The sequence below is a fragment of the Longimicrobium sp. genome (genome assembly GCF_048594345.1).
Taxonomy (GTDB): Bacteria; Gemmatimonadota; Gemmatimonadetes; order Longimicrobiales; family Longimicrobiaceae; genus Longimicrobium.
Genome location: NZ_JBMDXM010000054.1, coordinates 19748 through 44940 on the forward strand (window position 1 = coordinate 19748; position 25193 = coordinate 44940).

A 25193-nucleotide genomic window follows, 5' to 3' on the forward strand; every position below is an offset into this window, starting at 1 on the left:
TCCCGATGACAACGTCGTTCTCGAAACGGGCCGCGGGATTCCTGTGGGCGCTGGCCGCGACCGCTGCTCCGCTGCACGCGCAGCAGTCGTTCACGCTGGAGAGCCTCAAGACGCCCACCTCTCCCGCATTCGTGATCCTGGGGATCGAGCCCACGTCGGTGGAGCGGCCGACGACGCCCCGCGCGTTCGCTCTCGGCCTGCTGGCGCCGGCCACGGAGCCGGGCGCGGGGCTGATTCCCCAGGACTATGCGGCGGAAGTGGCTCCGTACTGGATGGCTCCGCGACGGCAGCTCACCTGGGAGGAGTACTTCAACCCGTCCGTCATCCAGTCCATCCGCCAGACGATCAGCGTCTCGCTGGCTACGCATACGTTTTCAGCAGCCGACACCACCACCGGCATCGGGATCGGGGTGCGGCTGACCCCGTTTCCGGGGCACGCCAGCAGCACCGCCGACAGCCTGGCGCGAGCGCTCGGCACGTCACAGCGCGCCCGGCTCCCCCTGCTGCGCGCCCGGCGGCGGGCCACCACGCCGGACGACGTCGTGGAGGCCGATTCGGCGCTGAGCGTGAACGCGGCCGCATCGCAACTGATCGCCCAGCAGCTGCAGGCAAACGACGAGCGGGTGGGACTGCGGCTGCAGCTGGCCGGCGCGACGGCGGCGTTCTATCCGGGAAACGACTTCCAGGCGGGGAAGATCGGAAGCGTGGGCGTGTGGAGCACGCTTGGATACAGGCTGGAGCGACCCGGGGTGGATTTGCTGGCGCTGGGCCGGTACCTGCGCAGCCAGGAGGGCGCGCAGCAGGACGTGTGGGACGTGGGTGGCCGCGCGGTGCTCCTGGCCAGCCGCTTTTCGGCCTCGATGGAGTGGGTCGCGCGGTCCGCGTCCGATGCGGGCGGATCGGGTCCCGGCGGGCAGGCCGCGCTCGATTCCGGGAACCGGATCGTAGGCATGTTCGAGTATCGCGCGACCGACGACCTGTTCGTCAGCTTCAGCTTTGGACAGGACCACCCCAGGGCGGGGGACGATGGCCAGCCCCTGGTCGCGATCTTCGGCGGCCAGTTCAACTTCGGCGCCAAACCCCTGGTCTCGCTCCCGACGAACTGACCTCTCGCCTTTCGGCAACCCATCGGCCCGGCGCTCCCTCGAGCGCCCGGCCGATGCTCGTTTTGGGGGCTGGCGCACCTTGCACTATCTGTCTATCTTGATCTGTTCACTCTACACACTTAGCGTCTGCAGATCACTTGCGCTACAGGTAGCAGGATGCTACCATTGGAGGGCGGATGGGGAGAGGGGAACCGAAGTATGATCTGCACGAGCTTCAGCGGCTGATCGGGCAGGGGCCTGTTTCATCTACAGTTACGTTAACGGCTGAAGCGGGTGCCACTGAGCTGAGCTTTGCGCTAGAAGCCATCACGGAAGCTGTTCTGGAGCTGTCGCCAAGGCATTTCTACAAGAGTATGGAATCCGAAATGGTTCCCGGGTTGTGGCAGGATGTCTATCACATGGAGTTTCGGGGCAAATGGCTGTACATCAAACTGCAACTAGGTCCGGACGGACGCGCGGTAGTCATTCAATTCAAGCGGAAGTAGAGCCCGCTCGCGAGGTGATGTGCTCAATCTGTGGTGGACCTGCCGTGCTGGTGGAGGAGTCGCACACGTTGAAAATGGGCGACCGGCCTGTGACCTTCATGGATCGGTTCTACCGATGCGGCCGTTGCGGAGAGGGGTTCTTCCACGGCGAGATGATGGACGATTCGCTGCGCCGGGCGACGGCGGTCATCCGCGCGGAGGATGGGCTGCTCGCGCCGGACGAGATCGTGGCGCTGCGAAAGAAGTACGGGCTTACGCAGGCGCAGCTGGAGCGGCTGATCGGGGCTGGCGCAAAGACGGTGGTGCGGTGGGAGTGCGGAACGGTGGCGCAGAACAAGACCGCCGACACGCTGTTGCGCGTGCTGCTCGACCATCCCGACGTGGTTGCGGCGCTCAAGCGGCAGAACGGCCTGGTCAAGCCAGCCCGCCGCAGATCGTCCCCGGCAGCCGCCGCCCCGAAGTCGAAACGCGCCTCGGCGGCCGCGAAATAATCGCCCGCCATCCGCAACGAAAGCGCCGCCTCCAGCGTGGAGGCGGCGTTTCGTATGAAGATACTGACCTTCCCGTCTACCGCCGCAGCCGGTTGCGTGGCTCGTGATCCCGGGGCGGTTCATCCAGATCGTCGTCCGTATCGTCATCCAGGTCGTTGCCGGCGAACGCGTCCAGCCGCGGTGGAGCGGAGCGGCGCACCACCTTTGCCGCGGGCAGCTCGCCGCGCCGGTGGGCGGCGGCCTCTTCCAGTCCTTCGATCAGCAGCTCTCCGAAGTTCTCATCGGTCACCATGTGAGCTCCTTTGCGTGAAGGGTAAAGGCCCGGCTCAGCGCTCGGGCGCCATCATCATCACGGCTGCCATGGACTCGATGCCGTCCCACAGGTTCTGCAGGCGAAGGTTCTCGTCCTCGGCGTGCTGGTTGTTGTCGTGGTTCACCAGCGGGACGCTGATGGTACGCGTGCCCAGCGCCTCGCTGATGATGGAAAGCGGCAGGCTGCCGCCCAGCGTGGGCACGGCGTACACGGGCTGGGCGGGCGTGGTGGACTGCACCGCCTGAAGCACCGCGCGCGATACGGGAAGGTCCATGGGCGTGCGCTCGGCGTTGTAGCCGCCGCCGCGCACGCGCACCCACGCCAGCCGCGGATGCCTGCGCCGGTCGTCGAGCGTGGGCTCGCCCTCCAGGAGGTGAAAGCCCATCATCCGGATGTGGTCCACCAGCTTCTGCACCTGGCGCTGGTGGTCGTTGCCGCGCACCAGGCGCAGGTCCAGCACCGCCGTGGCCTCGGTGGGGATCACGTTGCGCGCGCCGGCGCCAATGCCGCCGCTTTCGAAACCGTTCACGTTCAGCGAGGGAAGCGTGATGAGCTCCGCCAGGGGCGGACCGCTGATCTCCGGCAGCGCGACCCCCAGCTCCTGCATGAGTTCGGCGTCATTGAGCGGCAGGTTGCGGATGGCCTCGCGCTCGGCCTCGCCCAGCGGCTCCACGTCGTCGTACCAGCCGGCGATGCTCACGCGGCCGTGGCTGTCCTTCATGGTGGCCAGCAGCTGGGCCAGCAGCATGGCCGGGTTGGGCGCCCAGTTGCCGTAGTGCCCGGAGTGCAGCGGCCGCACGGGGCCGTACACGGTCACGTCCACGTTCACGTCCCCGCGCACGCCATACGACACCTGCTTGTGGCCGCTCTGGTGCACCGGCCCGTCCGCGATGATCCACGCGTCCGCGCGCAGGACGTCCGCGTGGCGGCGCAGCAGGGCAGCCAGGTGCGGCGAGCCGTCCTCCTCCTCCCCCTCGAAGAAGAACTTGAGGTTCGAGGTGGGGGCCAGGCCGCTGGCCCGCAGGGCGTCGACGGCGGCAAGGATCGCCATCACCCCCGCCTTGTCGTCGGCGGCGGAGCGGGCGTACAGCCGCCACTCGGGGTCGATCGGCTGGCCGGGCGCGGGAAGGGGGACAATCTGGCCGCCGCGGTCCAGGCGCGCCGTGCGAAAGACGGGGCGCCAGGGATGGCTGCCGTGCCACGCCAAGCTGTCCGTGGGCTGGCCGTCGTAGTGGGCGTACAGCACCAGCGTGCGCGTGGCGCCCGGTACCGTCCACTCGCCGTAGACGGCGGGGGGCGAGCCCTCGGACTCCAGCAGCCGCGGATTCAGCCCGCGGCGCCGCATCATCTCCGCCAGGTGGGTGGCGTTGCGGCGGATGTCGGCCTCGCGGCTGGCCAGGTTGGGGATGGCGACAAAGTCCACGTACTCGCGCAGCAGGGCGTGCTCGTTGGCCTGCCGCCACTGGCGCACCTGCGGCGTCTGCGCCTGCGCGCGCGGCGCGAGGGCGACGGACAGGGCCATGACGAGCGGCGCGAAGCGAAGGATCGGCGAGCGGCTCATGGACGCGAATGGAAATGGGGATGGACGGGACCGCCGATGAGGAGCGGTCCGGACGCACGGGAGAATGGTCGCGCTGCGGGCGGCGTCGCGCAACGGCAGGGGCCCGAGGGTGTGGAACGACGGCGGAGGGAGGCCGTCAGCGCGGGCGGTGAAGCGGCCTCCGTCCGCCGTGCACGGCGCGATCAGAAGCCCAGCATCCTCCACACGGGCCGGGTGATGACGACGAGGAGCGCGATGCCGCCAACGAGCAGGAACCCCGCGCCCAGGCCGGCGATCGGGCAAGGCCCGTGGCCGCGGTCACCCATGCGTGCCGATAGAAGGGAACGCAGAAGATCGAACGCGTGAGGGATGCGCGCCCGCAGGGCCGAGAACCCGGCGCGCATGCACGGGCGCGGAGGAAACGCTTCGAGGCTGGTGAGCGCCGGGGGCTCGGCGCCGTTGGCAACAGTCGTATCGTTGCCGACGGCGCGCGCAGCCCGGCCCGGAGCGCAGCGGAGGGACACGCCCCAACCCGCCGTTCACGTTCTTTGGCTCAACCCACGCGGAAGATGGCGGTGCGCGCCTCGTAGCGGCGCGACGGCAGCCCCAGCAGCCGCACGAAGAGGCGCCGCACGCCGCGCTCCACGCCGCGCGGGTGGCGCCCGGCTTCGGCGGGGCGGGCCTCGCCGCGCAGCCAGCGGCGCAGCTCGTCGACCTCGTCCAGCGACAGCGTCTCCACGTTCAGCCGCACCAGGTAGTAGTGCCGCCCGCCCGTGGCCGGGTGCAGCGTGGGGGCCAGCGCGCCCTGCAGCGCCCGCTCCGCCGCCTGCATGCTGGAATAGCGGCGCTGCACGCGGCCGTCTTCCAGCGTGTACCCCTCGCCCAGCGGGGCGCGCAGCAGGGCGCGCGACATCTCCTGCACCCCCACCAGCTGGTCGAACGGCTCGGCCTTGAGCCACATCTCCACCCGGCAGTGAAAGCGCAGCGGCAGCCCGTTCTGCAGGGCGTCGCGCAGAGCCTGGTCGCGCAGAATGCCGTTCAGGCGCACCTCCGGCCGCCAGCGCACGGACGCGCCGCCCACCGACACGGTGAGCGGCCTGCGCGACTGCGCGTGGACCGGCGCCGGCTGAAGCAGCGCCAGCGCCAGGAACAGGGCGAACGCCAGGCGGGCGGCGAAGGTCAAAAGCGCGGTGCCAGCCGGATGAAGAAGCTGGGGCCGCCGCGGTTGTAGACGTCGCGTACCGGCGTGGCCACGTACACCCCCAGGTCGCCCAGCAGAATGCCCGCGCCCATGTCCACGGCGGCCGGCTCGTCGTGGTGGTTCTCCAGGCTGGTCCATCCGCCGGCCGCATCCACGAAGAACACCCAGTTCAGGTCGGCGTCGAACATCCGCATGCCGGCCCATCCGCCATCCCCCTCCCCGTCCCCCTGGCCCGCGCCGGACCGGGCGCTTCCGCCCAGCGGCAGGTGCAGCGAAAAGTCGCCGCGGTACTCGGCCTGGAACAGGGCAAAGCGGTCGCAGCCGTAGCCGTTGAAGAAGCGCGTTCCGCCGCCCCCCATGGTGCGCGTGCCCGCGTACAGCCGCGCACCGCAGTCCAGCGACAACAGCCCGTAGCCGGGAACGCTCCCCGCGCCGCCCAGCGCGTGCTGCCGCTGCGGGGGAAGCGGAAACACCGACATGGAGCCACCCACCGCGATGCGCATGTTCAGCCGCTGCGAGGGGCTGATGCGGTTGTAGCGGCGCAGGTCCACCAGCCCGCGCGTGTACTCGCCAAAGCGGTTGGAGGGGACCACGTACGCGTCGGGGTGCGACGACACGTAGGTGGGGCGGATCAGGTCGGACCCCAGCGTGTGCTCCACCTCGGCGCGCACGTACCAGCCGCTGGAGGGGTCCCACGCCTCGCTGCGGGTGTCGATGACGGCGGTGGCCATCAGCGCCCGCAGCGGCCCCTCGGCCACCAGCGGCTGCATTCGCCACGCCTGGTCGTTGTCCAGCAGTGCCCACGGGCTGGCCGGCGCCACGCTGCGGTGGTGCTCCCACAGCAGCTCGCCGGTCACCGTGACGGACGATCCGGGGGGGGTGACCATGGCGTACGCGCTCCACCCCTCGCGCACGTAGTGGTCGCGGTAGTCGCGGTGCAGCACAAAGGTGGAAAGGCTGTTCTCCAGGTCCGTCAGGTGCCACCCCTCGATGGGATCGACGACGGAGAACGCCCGCGCGCCCACCCGGAACGCCTGGTATCCGCCGATGAACTGCTCCACCCGCACGTCGTATCCCACCGTCTCCGCGCCGAGCGACGATTCGGGGTTCGCCGTGCGCAGGATCCCCATCGCCCGCACCCGCAGCGGGTTGCCGCCGCCCGTCCCCAGCTCCCCGCCCAGGTGAATCGGCAGCCCCTCCACGCGGTTGTAGCTGCGCCCGGGGGAAAGGATGAACTCCGCCGTCCCGCGCTTGGGACGCGTCTGGTCCTGGGCGCGGCGCTCGTCCGCCGCGGCCGCCCAGGGCCCGTCGGGCCGCACCGGGGCGGAGAAGGCGCCGCAGCCGCCGCTCACGTCCACGCGCCCGTCGCGCCGGCAGTGCGACACGGGCTGGTCGAACACCACCATGTCGCCGCTGACCCTGGCCTCCTGCTCCCCCGCGATCTCGCCGCCCACCACGATCACCCCGCCACCCACCTCCGCGCCCGGCACAAGCTGCAGGTTGCCGTTCACCACCACCACGCTGCCGTCCACGCGCCCGGCCAGCCGCAGGTCGCCCTCCAGCACGGCCAGTCCCGACGCGACGGTGCGCCCCGCCTCTACGGCGGTCTCGCCCTCGTGGCGCTCCGTGGCGGGGTCGTTCAGCACTTCGGTAATCCGCTCGGCCAGGTCCCGCGGCAGGGCGCCGGGTTCCTGCGCCCGCGCCGCCGCCGGGGCGGCGAGCGCCAGGACGGCGATAGCGGTCAGCGCATGGATGCGCATGGTTCCTCCAGAAAGGGATGTGCGGTGGCGTGCCGGTGTGCGGCACACGCCGCGGGGCGAAGCGCATGCCCGCGCCGCCCGATCCCGCAAGACGTTGGATGATGGTGACTTACCCGTTTCGCCGGCGTTCGGCGGACGGAGAGATGGCGTAGCGATGTGACACACTTTAACGCCGCCGGTGTCAACGCGCGACATCCAGGCGCCGCATGCGGCGGTACAGGTTGGCGCGGTCCGTCCGCAGCTTGCGCGCGGCCTCGGCCACGTTGCCGTCCGCGAACTCCAGCGCGCCCAGCAGCAGCTGCCGCTCGTAGTCGTCCAGCCGGTCGCTCAGCGAGCGGTCGTCGTTGTCGCGGTAGACGGCGGCGTCCACGGGGATCGGCCCGTCCGACGCCAGGATGGAGCGGATCTCCGCCGCGCCCACCTCCAGCCCCGCGTGAAGGATGCTCACGCGCTCCAGGATGTTGGCCAGCTCGCGCACGTTTCCCGGCCAGGGGTGCCGCACCAGCGCCTCCATGGCCCCGGGTGAGATGCGCGGCGGCCGCAGCCCGTGGCGGCGCTGGTTGCGGCGGAGAAAGTGCTCGATGAGCAGCGGCACGTCGCCCGCGCGCTCGCGCAGCGGCGCAAGGTGCAGCGGGATCACGTGCAGGCGAAAGAACAGGTCTTCGCGAAAGCGTCCCGCCGCCACCTCCGCGCGCAGGTCCTTGTTGGTGGCCGTGAGCACGCGCACGTCCACGGGGATGGGGCCGCTGCCGCCCACCCGCTCCACCTCGCCCACCTCCAGCGCGCGCAGCAGCTTGGCCTGCGCCTCCAGGCTCAGGTCGCCCACCTCGTCCAGAAACAGCGTGCCCCCGCTGGCCAGCTCGAAGCGGCCGCGGCGCCGGTCGGTGGCGCCGGTGAACGCGCCCTTCTCGTGGCCAAACATCTCCGACTCCACCAGGTCGCGCGGGATGGCGGCGCAGTTGAGCTTGATGTACGGCCCGCCCACCCGCTGCGAGCCGCGGTGGATGAGCGACGCCGCCACCTCCTTGCCCGTCCCCGACTCGCCGGTGATGAGCACGCGCGCGTCCGTGGGGGCTACGCGGGCGATCATCTCGCGCACCTTTTCCACCGCGGCGCTGCGTCCCACCATCTCCTCGCCGGTGCCCAGCTCCTCCAGCAGCACGCGGTTGATGTCGCGCGAGCGCCGCAGCTCCAGCGCGGACGCCAGGGTAAGGAGCACCGCCTCGGGGGTGAGCGGCTTTTCGATGAAGTGGTAGGCGCCCAGCCGCGTGGCCTGCACGGCGTCGCCCAGCGAGGCGCGGCCGCTCATCATGATCACCGGCAGGTCCGGCGCCGCCTCGCGCAGGCGGGGAAGCGCGTCCAGCCCGGTCTCGCCGCCCTCCATGTACAGGTCCATCAGCACCGCGTCGGGCTGTTCGCCCTGCACCTCGGAAAGGGCGGCGCGGGCGCTGCCAGCCTCGCGGGTCTCGTACCCCTCGGCACGCAGCAGGCTGCCCAGCATCCGGCGGATGTTGGGCTCGTCGTCAACGATCAGGATGCTGGCTGGCATCAGCGAGGCGCGGGGGTGCGGAAAGGCGTCGCGGTCCGACGGTGTGTCATGGTGACGCGCCTTGTACGCCACGCCCGCCGCCCAGGTTTCCCTCGGGGCCTCCGCCGCGCGGCGTTCCGGGCGATCACCGGCTAAAAGGTGTGAATGGCTGGATCGTGACGATGCGGCGGAGCGGGATCGGCCGACAACCCGCAGAGCGGCCGGGATCTGTCTCGGGCGGTTGAAACCGCGGCTGGAACGTCACGAAGTCCGCCTACGCGGAATGCAAGGCGGACCCTGGTGACCGGCGGACGATTCAGCGCGAGAGGCCGGCGCCCCCCTCCCCGGCCTTCCCCCACAAACTGCGTGGGGGAGGGAGAACGGCAGAAAGCTCGCCGTAGCGGGATCGAATTCTCCCCTCTCCGTGAGGAACGAACGGGGAGGGGCCGGGGGAGGGGCCCCGCGTCAGCGCCGCGCCTGCCCCTGCGCCGCGGGCGCCGTCACCGCCGGAGCCCCCGCCGGGGCCGCCGAATCCCCCGGCGCCGGGGGCGGCGCGGGGCGCCAGCGGATCGCCTGCATCACCGAGTCGATGGCGGCGGGATTCTTCAGCTCGCCGGTGCGGCTGTAGATGGTGCGGCCCTGCTCGTCCAGCACCAGCGTGACGGGCACGGTGCCGGCGCGGTACATCCCCGCCACCTTCTCGTCCGGAAAGCGCACCGTGGGATACGGCAGCGCGTGCTTGGCGATGTACTGCCGCGTCACGTCCACCGAGTCCAGCGACACGCCGTAGACCGCCGCGCGGATGGAGGTCATGGTGTCCGTGACGGCCTTGATCTGCTTCCACGCGGGGATGCTGCTCAGGCAGTACGGGCAGGTGGTGGTGTACATCAGCAGCACCTGCCTGCCCTCCCCCGGCACCTCGCCGATGGTGGCGGGTTGGCCCTCGATCGTCGGCGCCTGGAAGGCGGGCATCCACATCCCCCGCATGGGCTGGGTGCGGGCTTCCACCAGCTGGGACCGCGTCTTTTGCACCTCCTCGATCAGCGAGCGCTTCTGCTGGCCCAGCACCACCACCAGGACCGCCGCGGCGGCCAGGGCAAGGTAGGGAAGACTGCGAAAAAAGCGGTCCTGCATGGTCTTGGCTCCGTTCTGCCGTGAATGGGCACGTGCTTGCCATGCAATTTACGTCGGGGAACGAATGATTCAAGGTCCGCGCTTTCCGCTCCCCGCCCGCCGCGCTACAATGCGGCGCCGGTCCCGTAGCGAAGTTCACGTCCGCGGAAGCTCCCGATGCGCATGCACTCCCTCGCCGTCGCCCTGCTCCTGGCCTGCGCCTGCGCGCCCTCGGCCGGCGCGCAGACGGCCGTCCTGCGCCCGGGCGACGCCGTGGTGCGGGCGGAAACGGTGGGCGGCGGCGTGCAGGAGTTCGACCTGGTCGAGGAGGATGGTAGCTGGGAACCGGTCGGCCGCATGGTCATCCGCACCCGCATGGTGCCGGTGGACGGAACGCCCGTCATCGTGCGGACGGAGGCGATCTGGATGGACGACCAGCTGGTGCAGGTGGACTCGTTCACGCTCGACCGGCGGACGCTGGCGCCGCTGGCTTTGCTCTCCTCGTCCATCGAGACGGGCGTACAGCTGGATTTCTCCCCCCGGCACGTCCGCAAGGTGGACAATGGGGACTGGGGCGCCGACACCTGCGACGTCGCGCTACCGGAGCCCGTTTTTCTGGGCGGCACCACCGACCTGCTGCTGGGCTCGCTGCCGCTGGCCACCGGCTACACGGCGAAGCTCGCCGTCTTCGACGCGCAGGACGGGATCGACACCATTTCCGTGGAAGTGGAGGCGATGGAAGACGTCGCGCTCCCCGAAGGCGGCGGCGTGTCCGCGTGGCGCGTGGCGGTGACGGAGGGGTGGCTGGTGTCGACGTACTGGATGGACCGGGAATCGCGTACGCTGGTGCAGTTCGAAAGCGCGGACGGCAGCTTTCGCATCGTCCGCTCGCGAGGAAGCCGCAGCCGCGCCCGCCCCACCCGCTGAACCCCGGACCGCACCATGAGCGACGCCACGTCCACCGTCCGCATCTCCCTGAACGCGCCGCCGGAGGGCGACGTGGAGGAGCGCGACATCCGCGAAAGCCTGTCCGCCGTGGTGCAGACGGGTCCGCACCTGTGGCTGGGGTGCGACGAGACGGCCACGCTGGAGCGCGTCACGCGGCTGGAGGACGGGCGCTACGGCGACCACCGCACGTACCGCATCGAGGACGTGCTGGACCTGCCCGGCGGCGGCAGCGGCGAGGTGGACGTGGAGGGGCTGGCCTGGGCGCCGCCGTACCTGTGGCTGGTGGGCTCGCACGGACGCAAGCGGGGCAAGGCGAAGCCGGAAGAGGGGGTGGAAAAGGCGTTCGCGGAACTGGCGGACGTGGACCAGGACGACAACCGCTACCTGCTGGGCCGCATTCCGCTGGAGGAGGATCCCCAGGGCGGCGGCCTGGTGCCGCGGCGCGCCTGCGCGGATCCGCGCGACCCCTCCGCCACCCTCACCGCCGCGCGCCTCAAGGGCAAGGGGCGGCAGAGCGCGCTGATGCTGGCCATCGCCGACGACGAGCACCTGCGCCGCTACCTCAAGATCCCCGGCAAGGACAACGGCTTCGACGTGGAAGGCCTCGCCGCGTCCAACGGGCGGCTCTTCCTGGGCCTGCGCGGTCCGGTGGTCCGTGGCTGGGCGGTGGTGCTGGAGGTGCAGCCGGCAAAAACCAGCCGCCCCGAGCGCCTGAAGCTCAAGCGCATCGGCCCGGACGGGCGCCGCTACCGCAAGCACCTGCTGGATCTGGACGGCCTCGGCGTGCGCGAGATCACGGCGGACGGCGACGACCTGCTGGTGCTGGCGGGGCCCACGATGGCGGTGCGCGCGCCCGCGACGCTCTTCCGCTGGCGCGGCGCCGCGAAGCTGGAGGCGGATTCCATCACCGGCCGCGACCAGCTTGAGCACCTGCTGGACCTGCCGCACGACGTGGACGGCGGCGAGGACCATCCCGAGGGTATCTGCTGCCTGGAGACCGAGGGGTCGCGGACGCGGGAGGTGCTGGTGGTCTACGATTCCGGCGGACCGCGGCGCCAGGACGGCGACGCCGTGGTGGCCGACGTGTTCCCCATCGCCCCCGGCCGCGGCGGCAGCCCCATGGAAGCCCTTTTCCCCGCCCGCGACGGTGGGGACGGGGGCGGCAACGAAGAACGGGACGAACGGAACGGAGGACGGGGCGAGGAATGAGCGAGCCGTATCACGTGTTCATCAAGCCGGGCGATTCCGTGCGCGAGGTAGAAACCGCGCTGGACGCGCTCAAAAAGCGCGGCGTATCACGCAACGACGCCGGGCTGTACAAGTGCATGTACGTCACCCGCGCCAACCAGACGGTGCTGATGACGGAATCCCGCGACACCGCCCTGGCGGCCGAGATGCGCGGACGGCCCGGCTGGATGGAGCCGGGCGACGAGCCGCTGGACGCGTAGCCGCCGGTGCTGCACGTCACCAACGGCGACAGCGCCGCGGAGCGCATCCGCGCGGCGGGGGTGGAGGGGCCCATCCTCCCCTGGCGCGACGTCCTGCACGACGGCCCCGTCCCCCCCGGCCTGCCGCTGGAGGCGCTGAGCGAGGTGCGCGCCGGGTTCATCGCATCGCGCGGGTGGGGCGCGGCGGACGAGGTGCGCGCGTCCTTTGCCGAGCGCGACCGCACGCTCGCCGCTTCGCGGGATGAGGACGAGGTGGTGCTCTGGTTCGAGCACGACCTGTACGACCAGCTGCAGCTCATCCAGCTGCTGGACTGGTGCGCGGCCCATCCGCACCCGCGGCTCACGCTCATCAATCCGGCCGAGTACCTGGGGATGATGGATGCGGCGCGCATCCGCGAGCTGTTCGACGACCGCGCCACCGTCACGCCGGAGCAGCTGGCGCTCGGCAGGCGAGCGTGGGATGCGTTCCGCGCCCCGGACCCGCGCGGCCTGGAGGCTGTCATCGCGGGCGGCGGGGACGCGATGCCGCACCTGCCCGCGGCGCTGTTCCGGCTGCTGGAAGAGTATCCGGCGGTGGGCAACGGCCTGTCGCGCTCCCAGGAGCAGATCCTGATCGCCTTCGCCGGGGGGCCGAGCACGCTGAGGGAGGCGTATCCCGCGTCGCATCACCAGGTGGAAGACGCGATCTGGATGGGCGACGGGAGCTTCGCCGGGCTGGTCCAGGCGCTCGCGTCCGGCCCCACGCCGCTCCTGGCGTTCGAAGACGACGGAGACGGGGCGGATGGCGGACCTGGCGCGGCGATGGACCGGCGCGCGGCGCTCACGGACGCGGGGCGCGAGGTGCTGTCGGGAGGCGCGGATGCCGTGCGGATGAACGGCATCGACCGGTGGATCGGCGGCGTGCACCTGTCCGGCCGCGACGCCCGCTGGCGGTGGGACGCGGACGAAGAACGGCTCGTGGAAGCGGGCTGACGATCCATCCGCCGAATCCCGGAGCACCCCGTTCCGCGTAGAGTGGCACGCATCCTTCACGAAGCGGGGCAGATCCGTTTCCGCTGGGCATCATGCACTCGCAACCGGGCACGTTCGCTTGGATATCGGCCGGCTGACCCTTCCGCCGCTGCGCGACGAAGAAGAAAAGCGCACGCGGCTCATCAAGATGAAGCGCCTCGCCACGGGGCTGCTGGTGTTCGCCACGCTGGTGTTCATCGTCACCAGCATCCTGGAGCACCGCTGGCCCGGGCTGGGCTACATCCGCGCGACCGCCGAGGCCGCCATGGTGGGCGCCATCGCCGACTGGTTCGCGGTGACGGCGCTGTTCCGCTATCCGCTGGGGATCCCCATCCCGCACACGGCCATCATCCCTAGCCGCAAGGACAAGATCGGCATCAGCCTGGGCAACTTTGTCCAGAACAACTTTCTGTCGCCGCCCGTCATCGTCGCCCGCATCCGCTCCGCCAACGTGGCCCGCAAGCTGGCGGAGTGGCTGGCCAACCCGGAGCACGGCGACACCGTGGGCAAGCACGCGGCCGCCGGCGTGAGCGGCCTGGTCCAGGTGCTGCGCGACGAAGAGATCCAGGAGATCATCGAAACCAGCGTCGTAAGCCGCGTCCGCAAAACGCAGGTGGCGCCGCTGATGGGCAAGGTGCTTTCGCTGGTGACGGCGGAGAACCGGCACCAGGAGCTGCTGGACAGCGCCATCCGCCTGTTCGAGCGGCTGTTCGACGAAAACCGCGAGGCGCTGCGGGCCAAGATCAGCCGCGAAACGCCGTGGTGGATGCCCACCGCCGTGGACGACCAGATCTACCAGAAGCTGGTCCGCAGCGTGGAAAAGACGCTGCACGAGGTGACGGCCGACCCCGAGCACCCGCTGCGCCACCGCTTCAACGAGGCCGTGGGCGAGTTCGTGGAGCGGCTGCGCAGCTCGCCGGAGATGATTGCCCGCGGCGAAGAGCTCAAGGAAGAGGTGCTGCGGCACCCGGCCGTGCGCGAGTACTCCGGCAGCCTGTGGGCGGACGTCAAGGGCTCCGTGCTGCGCCACAGCGCCGACCCGCAGAGCGAGTTCCGCCGCCGCGTGGGCCACGCCGTGACCCGCTTTGGCGCGTCGCTGCAGCAGGACGAGGAGCTGCTGGACAAGGTGAACGGGTGGGTGGAGCAGGCGGTGCTGTACGTGGTGGACCAGTACCGGCACGAGGTGGCCGCGCTCATCGAAACCACCGTGTCCGCCTGGGACCCCGAAGACACCACGCAGAAGATCGAGCTGCAGATCGGCCGCGACCTGCAGTACATCCGCATCAACGGCACGCTGGTGGGCGGCCTGGTGGGGCTGCTGATCTACACCTTCGCGCAGCTGTTCGGGGCGTAGGAGAAGGACCGGAGGGGGCGAGTCGGCGGATCGGGGCCGCCGGATCGGGCCTCGTCGAACGGGATCGAACGGGCGTCCGACGGGGGGCCCCTCCCCCGGCCCCTCCCCGTTCGTTCCTCACGGAGAGGGGAGGAATCGATCGCGCGCGACAGGCGTCGAACGCGCCCGCCGGCATTCCTCCTCGGCCCCTCGCCCTCGCGAAGAGAAGGAGCCGGTCCGGGGCGCATTTACAGCGACTGGCCGAGCAGGCGCTCCAGGTGTGCCTTGCGGCTGCGGCTCAGCTTGAGGCGGGTGCCGTCCGCCAGCACCACCTCCCACTCCCCGCGGTGCAGCTCGCGCAGCTCCTTGACCCGGTCCAGGTTCACGATGGCGCCGCGGTGGATGCGCGCGAAGCGGCGGCCGTCCAGCCGTGACTCCAGCTCGTGCATGGGGGTGCGGATGAGGTACGACTGCGCGCCCAGGTGCAGCCGCGCGTACACACCGTCCGCCTCTACCCAGTCCACTGTCTCCGCCGCCGCCAGCCGCACCCGGTCGCCGGTCTTGAGGACGATGCGGTCCAGCCGCCCCGCCGGTGCCTCGGCCTGCGCCGACAGCGGCGCCGGGGTGCCACCGCCGCGCGCCAGCCCCAGCGCCGAGCCCAGCTGCGCCGCGGCCGCGCCCAGCCGCTCCTGGCTTATGCGCCGCCGCACGCGCGCCAGCGTGGCCGCGAACCGCTCGTCGTCGAACGGCTTGACCAGGTAGTCCAGCGCCTGCGCGTCAAACGCGCGCAGCGCGTGCTCCTGGTACGCGGTCACGAATACGATCAGGGGAAGCCCGTCGGGGCCCAGCTGCTCCAGCAGCGCCTGCACCACGCCAAATCCGTCGCGCCCCGGCATCTGCAGGTCCACGAACGCCAGCTCCGGGCGCTCCTGCACAATGCCGCGCACCGCCTCGTCGCCGTCGCGGCACACCAGCGTCACCTCCAGGTCCGGCTCGGCCTGCACCAGGCGCCGCAGCCGCTCGCGCGCCAGGCGCTCGTCGTCCACGATGGCCACGCGGATCGGCGCGCTCATCCCGCCCACCCCCCAACGGCGGCCGCGGACACCCCTGGCTCCGCCGGTGCCGTGCGGAAGGGCAGGCGCAGCAACGCTTCCGCGCCGCCGGCGGGCGCGGCGCGGAGCACCACGTCCTGGCGGTCGCCGTACAGCGTCCGCAGCCGCTCGCGCGTGTTGCGCAGCCCGATGCCGCCGGAGCCGCCCGGCACCGCCGCGTCCGGACCGGGACCATCATCGCGCACCACCAGCCGCAGCCACGCGCCGTCGCGTTCTGCCCGCACCTCCACCCGTCCACCCTCCGGACGCGGCTCCACGGCGTACCGGATGGCGTTCTCCACCAGCGGCTGCAGGATCAGCGGAGGTACACACGCGCCCAGGGTCTCCGGCGCGATGCTCATCTCCACCCGCAGCCGCTCGTCAAACCGGATCTGCTGCAGCTCCACGTACCCCTCCATCCACTCCACCTCGCGCGCCAGCGAGATCTCCGCCCGCTCGCTGGCCTCCAGCGCCGACCGCAGCAAATCGCTCAGCCGCGCCAGCATCCGCCGCGCCTCCGCCGGCTGCCAGTCCACCAGGGCCGCCACCGCGTGCAGCGAGTTGTAGAGAAAGTGCGGATGGAGCTGGGCCCGCAGCACCTCCAGCCGCGCACCGGAAAGCTGCGCCTCCAGCCGGCTGGCCCGCAGCGCCAGCGCCGCCGCCTCGCGCTCCCGCGCCAGCGCCCGGGCGTGACCCGCCAGCAGCAGCGCGCCGCCGGCGATCAGCGCGTAGATGGCGACGGTGCCGGGGAGGATGGAGGCCAGGCCGGGCCACCCGGGTGCCAGGTTGAACTTCAGCCCGGGGAGCGGCAGCCGCGTCCGCAGCGAAAAGTAGAGCAGATTGAACGCCGCCCCCGCAGCGATCTGCGCCGCCGCCCGGACGGCCGGGTGCGCGCGCCAGGCAGCGATCCGCACGACCACCAGGACGATGAGCGGGCTCAGCAGCGCCCACCAGGCGTACGCCGCCAGGTTGTCCACAAAGATCTGGCGGGCGGGGATCACCTCCACGCGCCCGTCGGCGACGATGGCCCGGCCGCCGCGCACCGCGGACAGCATCGACACCAGCACCCAGAGCACGGGAACCAGCAGCCACGCGGCCCGCGGGCCTCCCGCCTTGCTCTCCCCGTCCGGGTGCGTGGAATCCCCCGCGTCCGTCGTGCCGATCACCGCCAACGCTCAGCTCCCGTCCGCTTCGCCGCCGAACGCCCACGCCAGCGCGTCCGGAAAGTACGTCTGCCACATCGCCCAGTCGTGCCCCGCCACGGGCTCGCGCAGCACGTGCCGAATGCCCAGCGGGCGAAACACCTCCGCCCACGCCACCGCCTTCTGGTGGAACGCCGGCTCCAGGATGCCGCCCAGCAGGTAAAAGGCCGCCGCGCGTTCCGGCGTGGTGGCGCTCTCCACCGCGGCGTCGGCGCCGGCGGGCGAGAACGCCAGCACGCGTCCAAAGCGGCCGGGGTGGCGCAGCCCCATCTGCAGCGCGAACGCCGCGCTGTTGGAAAAGCCGAACACGGCGCGGCGGGCCGCCTCCCGCGGCACGTCGTACGCCGCCTCCGCCCAGGGAAGCACCTCGTCCACCACGAAGCGCTCGTGGGCCAGAAAGCGCGTGTCGCCGTCCAGAAATCCCGTCAGGTACTCCGCGGCCCGCCCGTCGTCTTCCGGCCGGGGGCCCCGCACGGTGTCGGCGTGCATCCCCACCAGCAGCACGCGCGGCAGCCGCCCGGCCGCGATCAGGGGGTCGATGGCCTTGCCCATGGCGTCCGCCGCGGCACCGTCGCCCATGAACACTACGCCCGCAACGGGCCGCGTGCCAACCGCGGGCGGCACGTAGACGGTGACGCCGCGCCAGGCGCCCAGGTGCCGGCTGCGGATGGAGTCGCGGATGATGCGTCCCGCCAGCGCCGCGGAGGTGTCGGGCAGGGGCGGCGCGAGCGGGCCGGTCCAGCGTTGCGGGACAAAGCGCCGGCCCCGCGGGTCGCCGCCCGTGTTGGGGATGAAGAAGTACGAAACCATCGCTTCGTCCAGGCGGGGCACGCGCACGGTCAGCACCCACAGGTCCGTTCCCACCAGGCGTGAAAGCGGCCCCTGGATTCCGCCCCCCAGCTCCACGCCGCGCGCCTCGCCCCGGTACGCAAAGGTCAGCTCCCCGCCGTCGCGGGAAAGGGCGTGGCCCGCGTCCAGCCGCGCGCGCAGCTCGCCGGCCGTCCAGCCCTTTCGCACCCGGCAGATCGTGTCCACGGCCGTATCCGCGAGGCAGTCGCCCAGACCGCGGTGCGGGTTCAGCCGCGCGTAGTCGATGGAATCCGCCGCCGGGGCCTGCAGCGGTGCCGCCAGGGCGTCGGCGGGGCGCGCCGCGCCGGCGGCGGCCATCGCGAGAGCGGCCACCGCGGCCGCGGGAAGACGACGGGTGAATCGAAACCGGTGCATCGGGTCCTGGCGGTGGAGAGGAATGGCCGCGGGGCAGGGATTCAGCCGCCGCGGACGCTAACGATGTCCCCGCCGCACCCTCCCGTACATCATGAGGATGCGAACGGCTCCCGGCGCGTCGCGAGCTGCGCATCCGCCGCATGAACGGGCGCGGGCGCATTCCCTTCCTCACATCACCCCGGCGAGGGATCCGGTTGATGCGATCCGCCCCGCCCCGCCGCGCCACGAACCCGGTGCAGACGGCACGGGAAACGGCCGCTGGCTCCGCGCGGTCCAACCTGGGCGCTCAAATCCCGTCACCTTGACGGGCACACGGTCCGCGCTCTAATCTCGCACCCCATGCACCCACAACCCGCGGCGGCGGCGCGCGCGCGCTGGCGTCTGGTGGACACGCCGCCCGCGCCCGGCGCGTGGAACATGGCCGTGGACGAGGCGCTGGCCGACAGCGTGCGCAACGGCGGCCCGCCCGTGCTGCGCGTGTACCGCTGGAGCCCGCCCTGCCTTTCGCTGGGCCGCAACCAGCCGTCGGACGGGTACGACCGCGACGCGCTCCGCCGGCGCGGGATCGACGTGGTGCGCCGGCCCACCGGCGGGCGCGCCGTGCTGCACCATCGCGAGCTCACCTATTCCGTCGCCGCGCGGGAAGACGAGCTGGGCACGCTGCGGCAGGCGTACGCCGCCATCAACCGGGCGCTGGTCGCCGGGCTGCGGCGGCTGGGGGTGGACGCGCGGCTGCACCCCGCCGGTCCGGAGCGCGCGCCGGTCCCGTCGCTGGCCCCCTGCTTCGAGCAGCCGGTGGAGGGCGAGGTGACCGCCGGGGGACGCAAGCTGATCGGCAGCGCGCAGCGGCGCGAGCGGGGGGTGATGCTGCAGCACGGCTCGCTCCCCATCCACGACGACCAGTCCGCCGTCCCGGAACTCATGCTCCCCGGCCACGCCGTCATCGCCGGGGACGCGCCGGCCACGCTGGCGGCGCTGCTGGGGCGCGAGCCGGCGTGGGACGCGCTGGTGGATGCGCTGGCGGAGGGGTGGATGGAGGTGTTGGGCGTGGCGCTGGAGCGGGGCGGGATGACGGCGGTGGAGGAGGAGCGCGCGAGGGGTCATCGGGCGCGGTACGAAGACCCGGCATGGACTTGGCATCGTGAGGCGCCCTCTGGGGGGCCGGCGGTGTAGCCGGCGGCAACGCACCGATCATTGGGGAGGGGGAGGAATGAACGCATCCATCGCCAGGCACCTGCTTGCGCTCGTCTGTGCCGCGGGGCTCGCGGCCTGCGGCGGGGGAGACGGCGGGGGCGGAGCGGGCGGCGACAAAGCGGGCGAAAAGGGCGGCACCCCGGTGGAGGGGGGCACCGTCGCCATCGACATGCTGGCCGACTTTCAGGCGTTCAACCCCGTCACCAACACGCACCTGACCACGGACGACGTGGTCAAGCACATGCTGTTCACCCCGCTCATCCAGTACGACGCCAAGCTGCAGCCGGTGCCCTGGCTGGCGGAGCGGTGGGAGCTCACCGACAGCGCCGTCACCTTCTTTCTGCGGCGCGACGTGATGTGGCACGACGGCAAGCCCGTCACCGCCGAAGACGTGAAGTTCACCTTCGACATGGCCAAGGACCCGGCCACCGCGTCGCTGCTGGGCTCCGCGTACATGAACATGGTGCAGTCGGCCACGGTGGTGGACCCGCACACCGTCCGCTTTTCCTTCGTGGCGCCGCACGCGCAGGCGCTGGACGGCTTCTGGTGGCCGCCGCTGCCCAAGCACCTGCTGGGCACCGTGCCCGCCGCCGAGCTGGGCCGGCACCCGTACAACCGCAACCCGGTGGGCAGCGGACCGTTCAAGTTCGTGGAATGGCGCGCCAACCAGTCGGCCACCTTCGAGGCCAACCCGAGCTTTCCCGCCGCGCTGGGCGGCCGCCCCAACCTGAACCGCGTCGTCTTCCGCGTCACCCCTGAGGCCACGACGATGGTCACGGAGCTGATCAACGGGACCGCGGACATGATCGGCTACACCCTGCTGCCGGACCAGGCGGCACAGATCAAGAACCAGAGCGGGGTCGAGCTGCGCCACTACCCGTCGCGCGAGTTCACCTTCTTTGCGTGGAACAACACCCGCCCGCTCTTCGCCGACGCGCGGGTGCGGCGGGCGATGACCATGGGGATCAACCGGCAGCAGATCATCGACGGCCTGCTGCAGGGCTTTGGCGTGCCGGCCAGCGGGATGATCCCGCCCTGGAGCCCCATGTACACCGAGCTGGCCCCGCTGACGCACGACCCCAACGGCGCAAGGGCGCTCCTGCAGCAGGCGGGGTTCGCCGACGCCAACGGCGACGGCATCCTGGAAAAGAGCGGGCAGCCGCTGCGCTTTACACTGACGATCAACTCCAGCAACCGCCTGCACGCCGACATCGCGCAGGTGGTTCAGCGGCAGCTGCGGCAGGTGGGGGTCGACGTGCAGATCCAGCCGCAGGAGTTCCAGTCCATGCTGCAGCGCTACAAGGCGCGCGAGTACGACGCGGTGCTCGCCAACTGGTCGCTGGACACGTTCAAGGTGGATCCCAGCCCGCTGTTCAGCTGCGCCCAGGCGCAGATCAAGAACTCCGCAAACCGCACCGGCTACTGCAACCCACGGGCGGACGCGCTGATGGAGCAGGGGCTGCGGGCGACGGACCCCGCGCAGGCCAAGGGAATCTGGGCGCAGCACAGCCAGGTGCTGCACCAGGACCAGCCCATCACCTTTCTGTACTGGTCCGAGGACATGGCCGGTGTGGGCCCGCGCCCGCGCAACGTGGAAACGGACGCGCGCAGCAAGATCGTAAACATCCGGGACTGGTGGATCCCGGCCAACCGGCAGCGCTGACGGAACTGGCGACGCCACAGGCAGGTACATCGAGGGATGGGCCCCGCTCCGCCGGGGCTCGTTTCCCGTGTTGTCACGCACTGCCCGGCGCACCGCCGGTTTCCCCGACGCACCGACCATACGCCATGAAGACCAAGCAGCACCTTGCCCTGCTGGCGCTCGCCCTGCTGGCCGCCTGCGGCGGCGGCGGCGACGCCCCCGCCAAGGGCGGCGCGGAAAAGCGCGCCGCCAACGAGCCCGACGTGCCCGAGGCGCAGCGCTTTGGCGGCACCATCGTCGTGGGCGCCATCGGGGCCATCCCCGACATGAACCCGCTCACCAGCTCGGACCACACGGCCAACCAGGTGCAGCAGTACGTGCTGTTCATGCCGCTGATCACCTACAACGAGAAGTTCGAGCCCATCCCCTGGCTGGCGCGCTCGTGGGAGGTGAACGCCGACACCAGCGAGCTTACGTTCCACCTGCGCAACGACGTCTTCTGGCACGACGGAAAGAAGACGACCGCGTACGACGTAAAGTACTCGTACGACATGGCGCGCAACCCGGAAACGCTGTTCCCCAACACCGCGTTCTGGACGCACTACCGCGACGCCACGGTGGTGGACTCGTTCACCATCCGCATCGGCATGCGGCCGCACGCCGACTTCATGGATCCCTGGCGCTCGTTCTCGCCCGTGCCCCGGCACGTGCTGGAAGGGACGGCGGCCTCGGCCATGAAGACGCACCCGTTCGGCACCAAGAGCCCGGTGGGGAACGGGCCGTTCAAGTTCGTGGAGCACCTGCCCGGGCAGCGCTGGGTGTTCGCGGCCAACGAGAACTTTCCCAAAGAGCTGGGCGGGCGCCCGTACGCCGACCGGCTGGTGTACCGCATCATCCCGGAGCCCACGACGCTCATGGCCGAGCTGCTGCGGGGAAACCTGGACTACTACATCGCGGCCACGGCCGACCAGGCCTCGCAGATCGAAGCGTCGCCCGCGTCGCGCATTCTTTCCTTTCCCGACCGCCAGTTCCTGATGGTGGGGTGGAACGAGAAGCGCGAGATGTTCAAGGACGTGCGGGTGCGGCGGGCGCTCACCATGGGGCTGAACCGCGAGGCCATCGTGCAGGCGGTGCGGCGCGGCTACGGCGAGCTGGGCAACACCACCATCCCGCCCATGTTCTGGAACCACGACCCGCAGGCGGGCGCGGAGCTCAAGCACGACACGGCGGCCGCCAAGCGGCTGCTGGCCGAGGCGGGATGGCAGGACCGCAACGGCGACGGCATCCTGGAGAACGCGCAGGGGCAGCCGTTCCGGTTCACCATCATCACCAACCAGGGCAACCGCGAGCGCGAAGACATCCTCGTCATCCTGCAAAGCCAGCTGCGGGCCCTGGGAATCGACGTGCGCACGCAGCTGATGGAGTGGGGCAGCCTGCTGGACAAGATCCAGGACGTGGAGAATCGCGACTACGACGCGGTGCTCATCGCCTGGGTCACGGAGTTCCGCATCGACGACACCGACCTGTTCCACTGCGACAAGCTCAAGGACCCGTACCAGTGGGTGTCGTACTGCAACCCCGAGACGGACCGGCTGCTGGACACGCTTCCCACCATCGTGGACCGCAACGCGTCGCGGCCGGTGTGGAACCAGTACCAGCGCCAGATCGCGCAGGACCAGCCGTACTCCATTCTGTACTTTACGCGACGCCTGGAGGGGGTGCACGAGCGCCTTCGCAACGTGAACCCCGACGCCCGCGGCGACTGGGTGAACATCAGGCAGTGGTACCTGCTTCCCAACATGCGCGCCAACCGCTGACACACGGACGGACCGGATGAACGCACGGGGCTGGAGGGGCGCGGCGGCGGGCCGCGCGGGAGTGCTCGCCCTGCTGGTGATGGCCGCCGCCTGCGAACGGGGCGGCGGAGGAGAGGAGCGCTCCGGCGGCACGCCGGGCAAGGAGGGCGAGCCCCGCCGCGGCGGCACCGCGGTGGTGGCCGAGCCCGCCGACGTGCAGCAGCCGTTTCCCCTGTTCTTTACGAGCGGGCTGGACTCGGACATGATGGACATCATGTACATGGGCCTGACCCGCGGCGCCTGGCGCGACGGGCGGCTGGTGGCGCTGCTCTCCGACCAGTCGCCCATGGCCATGGCCTGGCACTGGGAGTACGCCAACCCCGACTCCTCCAGCATCCGCTACCGCATGCGCAGCGCGCTGCGGTGGAGCGACGGCGAGCCCATCACCGCGCACGACGTGGTGTTCACCTACGGGCTGTACGCCGACACGGTGGTCGCGTCGCCGCGCCAGCAGAACGCGCAGCAGATCGACTCGGTGGTGGCCGAGAACGACTCCACCGTGACGTTCCACTTCAAGCGCCGCTACCCCGAGATGGTGTTCGACTCGGGACTGGGCATCATCCCGCGCCACGTCTACGGGGACGTGGCGCCGGGGGCGCTGAGCACGCACCCCAGCATCAGCCGGCCGCAAAGCCTGGTGGTGAGCGGGGCGTTTAGCATCGGCCAGCACCAGCCGGGGGCGCAGATCACCCTGGTGCCCAACCCGCACTTTTCCGTGCGCCCCCTGCTGGACCGCATCGTCATCCGCATCATCCCCGAGCCCACCACGCGGCTGGTGGAGCTGCGCAACGGCGCGGTGCACTGGTCGCGCGGCGTGACCTTCGACCAGATCCCCGCGCTGCGGCAGCAGGCGCCGCAGCTGCAGTTCGACGCCGAGTCGGGGCGCTTCTGGGAGTTCCTGGGCTACAACGCCCGCCGCCCCATGTTCGCCGACGCCAACGTGCGCCGGGCGCTGGGAATGGCGATCGACGTGCCGGCGATCATCCGCCAGCTGCGCATGGACGAGTGGGTGCAGCAGGCGTCGGGTCCGTTTCCGCCCATCCTGAAGGACTTTCACGACCCGCAGCGGCTTCGGCCGCTGCCGTACGACACGGCGGGGGCCAGGCGGCTGCTGGAGGCCGCGGGGTGGCGCGACACCGACGGCGACGGCATCCGCGAAAAGGACGGCAAGCCGTTCCAGTTCACGCTGCTCACCAACACCAGCAACCAGCGCCGCGCCGACGTGTCGCAGATCCTGCAACGGATGTGGCGCGAGGTTGGCGTGGACGCGCGGCTGCAGCAGATGGAGTTCGGCAGCGTGTCGGAGCGGCAGTTTGGCGATCGCAACTTCGACGTGATCCTGGGCAGCTGGGGGGTGGAGCTGTCCGGCGCGCTGGGCCCGCTGTTCGGCAAGGACACGCAGCTCAACTTCGTGGGCTTCGACGATCCCGAGGCGCTGCGGCTGATCGCCCAGGCCGAGGCGCAGCCCACGCTGGCGGCGGCCGCGCCGGTGTGGCGGAGCGTCGCGGAGCGGATCGTGCAGACGCAGCCCTACACCTGGCTGTACTACTACGGACCCGTCACCGCACGGGACCCCCGCCTGCGGGGCGTCAGGGCCGACGCGTACGGCGCGTACCAGGACATTTGGAAGTGGTGGCTGGCCGGCGGGGCCGCCGGCGCCGCGGACGACACCGCGAAGAGGGACACGGGACGGTGAGATGATCGGCTACCTGCTGCGGCGGCTCCTGGGCGCCATCCCCCTCCTGCTGGGGATCCTGACGCTCATCTTCTTCGTGATGCACCTGGCCCCGGGCGACCCCACGGACCGGATTTTCAGCAATCCGAACGTGAGCCCCGAGGTCATCGAGCAGATGCGCAAAAACCTGGGGCTGGACCAGCCGCTGCACATTCAGTACGGCCGCTGGCTCTGGTCCTTCATCCGCGGCGACTTCGGCTACTCGTTCGGGCAGATGCGCCCCATCAACGAGATCCTGCCCGTGGTGCTGTGGAACACGCTGCAGCTCACGCTGATCTCGCTGGTGGTGATCTTCGTGGTGGGGATGCTGATCGGCATCGTGCAGGCGGTGCGGCAGTACAGCATCGCCGACAACGTGCTCACCTTTCTGGCGCTGTTCTTCTACTCGATGCCCAGCTTCTGGTTCGCCCTGATGCTGATCCTGATCTTCTCGCTGCGCGCGGGGCAGGAAGGGTGGCCCATCCAGTTCCCCGCGTCGGGGATGACGGGGATCGAGTACGAGTACATGGGGGCCGGCGGCAAGCTGATGGACCGCGCCCGGCACCTGTTCCTGCCCGCGGTGGCGCTGGGCATCGGCTCGGCGGCGGGCGTCGCGCGGTACATGCGCGGCGCCATGCTGGAGGTGATTCACCAGGACTTCATCCGCACGGCGCGGGCAAAGGGGCTCAGCGAGCGCACGGTGATCTTCAAGCACGCGCTGCGCAACGCGCTCATCCCCATCATCACCCTGCTGGGCCTGTACCTGCCCTTCCTGCTGTCCGGCGCGGTGCTGGTGGAAACCATCTTTGCCTGGCCCGGGATGGGGCGTACCATCGTCGAGGCCATCCTGGCCCGCGACTACCCGCTGGTGATGGCCACCAGCTTCGTCATCGCGGCCATCGTGGTTCTGGGCAACCTGCTGTCGGACGTGCTGTACGCCGTGGTCGACCCCCGCATCCGGAACGAGTAGACAATGGTGCGCGCTTCTCCTGA

Annotated in this window: 22 protein-coding genes; 13 read left to right on the plus strand and 9 right to left on the minus strand. The window is 70.9% G+C overall.

Annotated elements, in window-relative coordinates:
- The first annotated feature begins 5 nt into the window (after positions 1 to 5).
- The 3 genes from ACOJUJ_RS06355 to ACOJUJ_RS06365 all read left to right on the plus strand — a co-directional run bounded on the left by ACOJUJ_RS06355 (position 6) and on the right by ACOJUJ_RS06365 (position 2082).
- Positions 6 to 1106 (plus strand): hypothetical protein, encoded by a 1101-nt coding sequence (locus tag ACOJUJ_RS06355; RefSeq protein WP_420126013.1) that lies wholly within the window; start codon positions 6 to 8, stop codon positions 1104 to 1106.
- A gap of 176 nt (positions 1107 to 1282) precedes the next feature.
- Positions 1283 to 1591 (plus strand): type II toxin-antitoxin system MqsR family toxin, encoded by a 309-nt coding sequence (locus tag ACOJUJ_RS06360; RefSeq protein ID WP_420126014.1) that lies wholly within the window; start codon positions 1283 to 1285, stop codon positions 1589 to 1591.
- Positions 1592 to 1608: 17 nt separating this feature from the next.
- Positions 1609 to 2082 carry a type II toxin-antitoxin system MqsA family antitoxin gene (locus ACOJUJ_RS06365; protein ID WP_420126015.1) on the plus strand — a complete coding sequence of 158 codons (474 nt, stop codon included), beginning with the start codon at positions 1609 to 1611 and terminating at the stop codon, positions 2080 to 2082.
- Positions 2083 to 2158: 76 nt separating this feature from the next.
- Here the strand turns inward: ACOJUJ_RS06365 and ACOJUJ_RS06370 are convergent, their stop codons facing one another.
- The 6 genes from ACOJUJ_RS06370 to ACOJUJ_RS06395 form a co-directional block, all read right to left on the minus strand.
- Entirely contained in the window at positions 2159 to 2374 is a 216-nt protein-coding gene (locus ACOJUJ_RS06370) for a hypothetical protein (protein WP_420126016.1), read from the minus strand.
- A 34-nt stretch (positions 2375 to 2408) separates the two neighbouring features.
- Positions 2409 to 3956, minus strand: coding sequence for a M20/M25/M40 family metallo-hydrolase (locus tag ACOJUJ_RS06375; protein WP_420126017.1), 1548 nt, complete (start codon positions 3954 to 3956; stop codon positions 2409 to 2411).
- 532 nt (positions 3957 to 4488) lie between these two features.
- Positions 4489 to 5118 carry a hypothetical protein gene (locus ACOJUJ_RS06380; protein ID WP_420126018.1) on the minus strand — a complete coding sequence of 210 codons (630 nt, stop codon included), beginning with the start codon at positions 5116 to 5118 and terminating at the stop codon, positions 4489 to 4491.
- Positions 5115 to 6896: a hypothetical protein gene (locus ACOJUJ_RS06385; RefSeq protein ID WP_420126019.1), complete on the minus strand. Its 1782-nt coding sequence runs from the start codon at positions 6894 to 6896 to the stop codon at positions 5115 to 5117. Before ACOJUJ_RS06385 ends, ACOJUJ_RS06380 begins: the two co-directional genes overlap by 4 nt.
- A gap of 181 nt (positions 6897 to 7077) precedes the next feature.
- Positions 7078 to 8445, minus strand: a complete 1368-nt coding sequence (locus tag ACOJUJ_RS06390; RefSeq protein WP_420126020.1) for a sigma-54-dependent transcriptional regulator — start codon at positions 8443 to 8445, stop codon at positions 7078 to 7080.
- Between the two features lie 444 nt (positions 8446 to 8889).
- On the minus strand, positions 8890 to 9558 hold the full coding sequence (locus ACOJUJ_RS06395) for a peroxiredoxin family protein (protein WP_420126021.1): 669 nt from the start codon (positions 9556 to 9558) through the stop codon (positions 8890 to 8892).
- Positions 9559 to 9714: 156 nt separating this feature from the next.
- On the opposite strand from ACOJUJ_RS06395, the gene ACOJUJ_RS06400 reads away from it, so the two are divergent.
- The 5 genes from ACOJUJ_RS06400 (at position 9715) to ACOJUJ_RS06420 (ending at position 14298) form a co-directional block, all read left to right on the plus strand.
- Positions 9715 to 10464, plus strand: a complete 750-nt coding sequence (locus ACOJUJ_RS06400; protein WP_420126022.1) for a hypothetical protein — start codon at positions 9715 to 9717, stop codon at positions 10462 to 10464.
- A gap of 15 nt (positions 10465 to 10479) precedes the next feature.
- Positions 10480 to 11694, plus strand: a complete 1215-nt coding sequence (locus ACOJUJ_RS06405; protein WP_420126023.1) for a DUF3616 domain-containing protein — start codon at positions 10480 to 10482, stop codon at positions 11692 to 11694.
- On the plus strand, positions 11691 to 11933 hold the full coding sequence (locus tag ACOJUJ_RS06410; RefSeq protein ID WP_420126024.1) for a hypothetical protein: 243 nt from the start codon (positions 11691 to 11693) through the stop codon (positions 11931 to 11933). The genes ACOJUJ_RS06405 and ACOJUJ_RS06410 overlap by 4 nt, the downstream gene beginning before the upstream one ends.
- 6 nt (positions 11934 to 11939) lie before the next feature.
- Positions 11940 to 12905 (plus strand): DUF1835 domain-containing protein, encoded by a 966-nt coding sequence (locus ACOJUJ_RS06415; protein WP_420126025.1) that lies wholly within the window; start codon positions 11940 to 11942, stop codon positions 12903 to 12905.
- A 118-nt stretch (positions 12906 to 13023) separates the two neighbouring features.
- Entirely contained in the window at positions 13024 to 14298 is a 1275-nt protein-coding gene (locus ACOJUJ_RS06420; protein WP_420126026.1) for a DUF445 domain-containing protein, read from the plus strand.
- A 227-nt stretch (positions 14299 to 14525) separates the two neighbouring features.
- On the opposite strand, the gene ACOJUJ_RS06425 is transcribed toward ACOJUJ_RS06420, so the two are convergent.
- From ACOJUJ_RS06425 to ACOJUJ_RS06435, 3 genes are read right to left on the minus strand one after another with little or no spacing between them, the layout of a single operon-like run.
- Positions 14526 to 15350: a LytR/AlgR family response regulator transcription factor gene (locus ACOJUJ_RS06425; protein WP_420126027.1), complete on the minus strand. Its 825-nt coding sequence runs from the start codon at positions 15348 to 15350 to the stop codon at positions 14526 to 14528.
- Positions 15347 to 16534, minus strand: a complete 1188-nt coding sequence (locus tag ACOJUJ_RS06430; protein ID WP_420126131.1) for a sensor histidine kinase — start codon at positions 16532 to 16534, stop codon at positions 15347 to 15349. Before ACOJUJ_RS06430 ends, ACOJUJ_RS06425 begins: the two co-directional genes overlap by 4 nt.
- A gap of 9 nt (positions 16535 to 16543) precedes the next feature.
- Positions 16544 to 17794: an alpha/beta hydrolase gene (locus ACOJUJ_RS06435; protein ID WP_420126028.1), complete on the minus strand. Its 1251-nt coding sequence runs from the start codon at positions 17792 to 17794 to the stop codon at positions 16544 to 16546.
- Positions 17795 to 18133: 339 nt separating this feature from the next.
- On the opposite strand from ACOJUJ_RS06435, the gene ACOJUJ_RS06440 reads away from it, so the two are divergent.
- From ACOJUJ_RS06440 to ACOJUJ_RS06460, 5 genes are all read left to right on the plus strand, one after another.
- Complete coding sequence (locus tag ACOJUJ_RS06440) at positions 18134 to 18967, plus strand: lipoate--protein ligase family protein (protein WP_420126029.1); 834 nt, start codon at positions 18134 to 18136, stop codon at positions 18965 to 18967.
- 37 nt (positions 18968 to 19004) lie between these two features.
- Positions 19005 to 20651: an ABC transporter substrate-binding protein gene (locus ACOJUJ_RS06445; RefSeq protein ID WP_420126030.1), complete on the plus strand. Its 1647-nt coding sequence runs from the start codon at positions 19005 to 19007 to the stop codon at positions 20649 to 20651.
- 125 nt (positions 20652 to 20776) lie between these two features.
- Complete coding sequence (locus ACOJUJ_RS06450; protein WP_420126031.1) at positions 20777 to 22447, plus strand: ABC transporter substrate-binding protein; 1671 nt, start codon at positions 20777 to 20779, stop codon at positions 22445 to 22447.
- Between the two features lie 16 nt (positions 22448 to 22463).
- Complete coding sequence (locus ACOJUJ_RS06455; RefSeq protein WP_420126032.1) at positions 22464 to 24182, plus strand: ABC transporter substrate-binding protein; 1719 nt, start codon at positions 22464 to 22466, stop codon at positions 24180 to 24182.
- Between the two features lies 1 nt (position 24183).
- A complete protein-coding gene (locus ACOJUJ_RS06460) occupies positions 24184 to 25170 on the plus strand; it encodes an ABC transporter permease (protein WP_420126033.1) in 987 nt (328 codons plus the stop codon).
- Positions 25171 to 25193 lie beyond the last annotated feature (23 nt).

What these genes read in the sequence shown, in the direction of transcription:
- ACOJUJ_RS06450 (WP_420126031.1), top strand. Translation starts at nt 20,777, where the DNA reads ATGAAGACCAAGCAGCACCTTGCCCTGCTGGCGCTCGCCCTGCTGGCC.
- ACOJUJ_RS06360 (WP_420126014.1), top strand. Translation starts at nt 1,283, where the DNA reads ATGGGGAGAGGGGAACCGAAGTATGATCTGCACGAGCTTCAGCGGCTG.
- ACOJUJ_RS06365 (WP_420126015.1), top strand. Translation starts at nt 1,609, where the DNA reads ATGTGCTCAATCTGTGGTGGACCTGCCGTGCTGGTGGAGGAGTCGCAC.
- ACOJUJ_RS06440 (WP_420126029.1), top strand. Translation starts at nt 18,134, where the DNA reads ATGCACCCACAACCCGCGGCGGCGGCGCGCGCGCGCTGGCGTCTGGTG.
- ACOJUJ_RS06460 (WP_420126033.1), top strand. Translation starts at nt 24,184, where the DNA reads ATGATCGGCTACCTGCTGCGGCGGCTCCTGGGCGCCATCCCCCTCCTG.
- ACOJUJ_RS06445 (WP_420126030.1), top strand. Translation starts at nt 19,005, where the DNA reads ATGAACGCATCCATCGCCAGGCACCTGCTTGCGCTCGTCTGTGCCGCG.
- ACOJUJ_RS06370 (WP_420126016.1), bottom strand. Translation starts at nt 2,374, where the DNA reads ATGGTGACCGATGAGAACTTCGGAGAGCTGCTGATCGAAGGACTGGAA.
- ACOJUJ_RS06410 (WP_420126024.1), top strand. Translation starts at nt 11,691, where the DNA reads ATGAGCGAGCCGTATCACGTGTTCATCAAGCCGGGCGATTCCGTGCGC.
- ACOJUJ_RS06385 (WP_420126019.1), bottom strand. Translation starts at nt 6,896, where the DNA reads ATGCGCATCCATGCGCTGACCGCTATCGCCGTCCTGGCGCTCGCCGCC.
- ACOJUJ_RS06455 (WP_420126032.1), top strand. Translation starts at nt 22,464, where the DNA reads ATGAACGCACGGGGCTGGAGGGGCGCGGCGGCGGGCCGCGCGGGAGTG.
- ACOJUJ_RS06395 (WP_420126021.1), bottom strand. Translation starts at nt 9,558, where the DNA reads ATGCAGGACCGCTTTTTTCGCAGTCTTCCCTACCTTGCCCTGGCCGCC.
- ACOJUJ_RS06375 (WP_420126017.1), bottom strand. Translation starts at nt 3,956, where the DNA reads ATGAGCCGCTCGCCGATCCTTCGCTTCGCGCCGCTCGTCATGGCCCTG.
- ACOJUJ_RS06355 (WP_420126013.1), top strand. Translation starts at nt 6, where the DNA reads ATGACAACGTCGTTCTCGAAACGGGCCGCGGGATTCCTGTGGGCGCTG.
- ACOJUJ_RS06400 (WP_420126022.1), top strand. Translation starts at nt 9,715, where the DNA reads ATGCGCATGCACTCCCTCGCCGTCGCCCTGCTCCTGGCCTGCGCCTGC.
- ACOJUJ_RS06425 (WP_420126027.1), bottom strand. Translation starts at nt 15,350, where the DNA reads ATGAGCGCGCCGATCCGCGTGGCCATCGTGGACGACGAGCGCCTGGCG.
- ACOJUJ_RS06390 (WP_420126020.1), bottom strand. Translation starts at nt 8,445, where the DNA reads ATGCCAGCCAGCATCCTGATCGTTGACGACGAGCCCAACATCCGCCGG.
- ACOJUJ_RS06405 (WP_420126023.1), top strand. Translation starts at nt 10,480, where the DNA reads ATGAGCGACGCCACGTCCACCGTCCGCATCTCCCTGAACGCGCCGCCG.
- ACOJUJ_RS06435 (WP_420126028.1), bottom strand. Translation starts at nt 17,794, where the DNA reads ATGCACCGGTTTCGATTCACCCGTCGTCTTCCCGCGGCCGCGGTGGCC.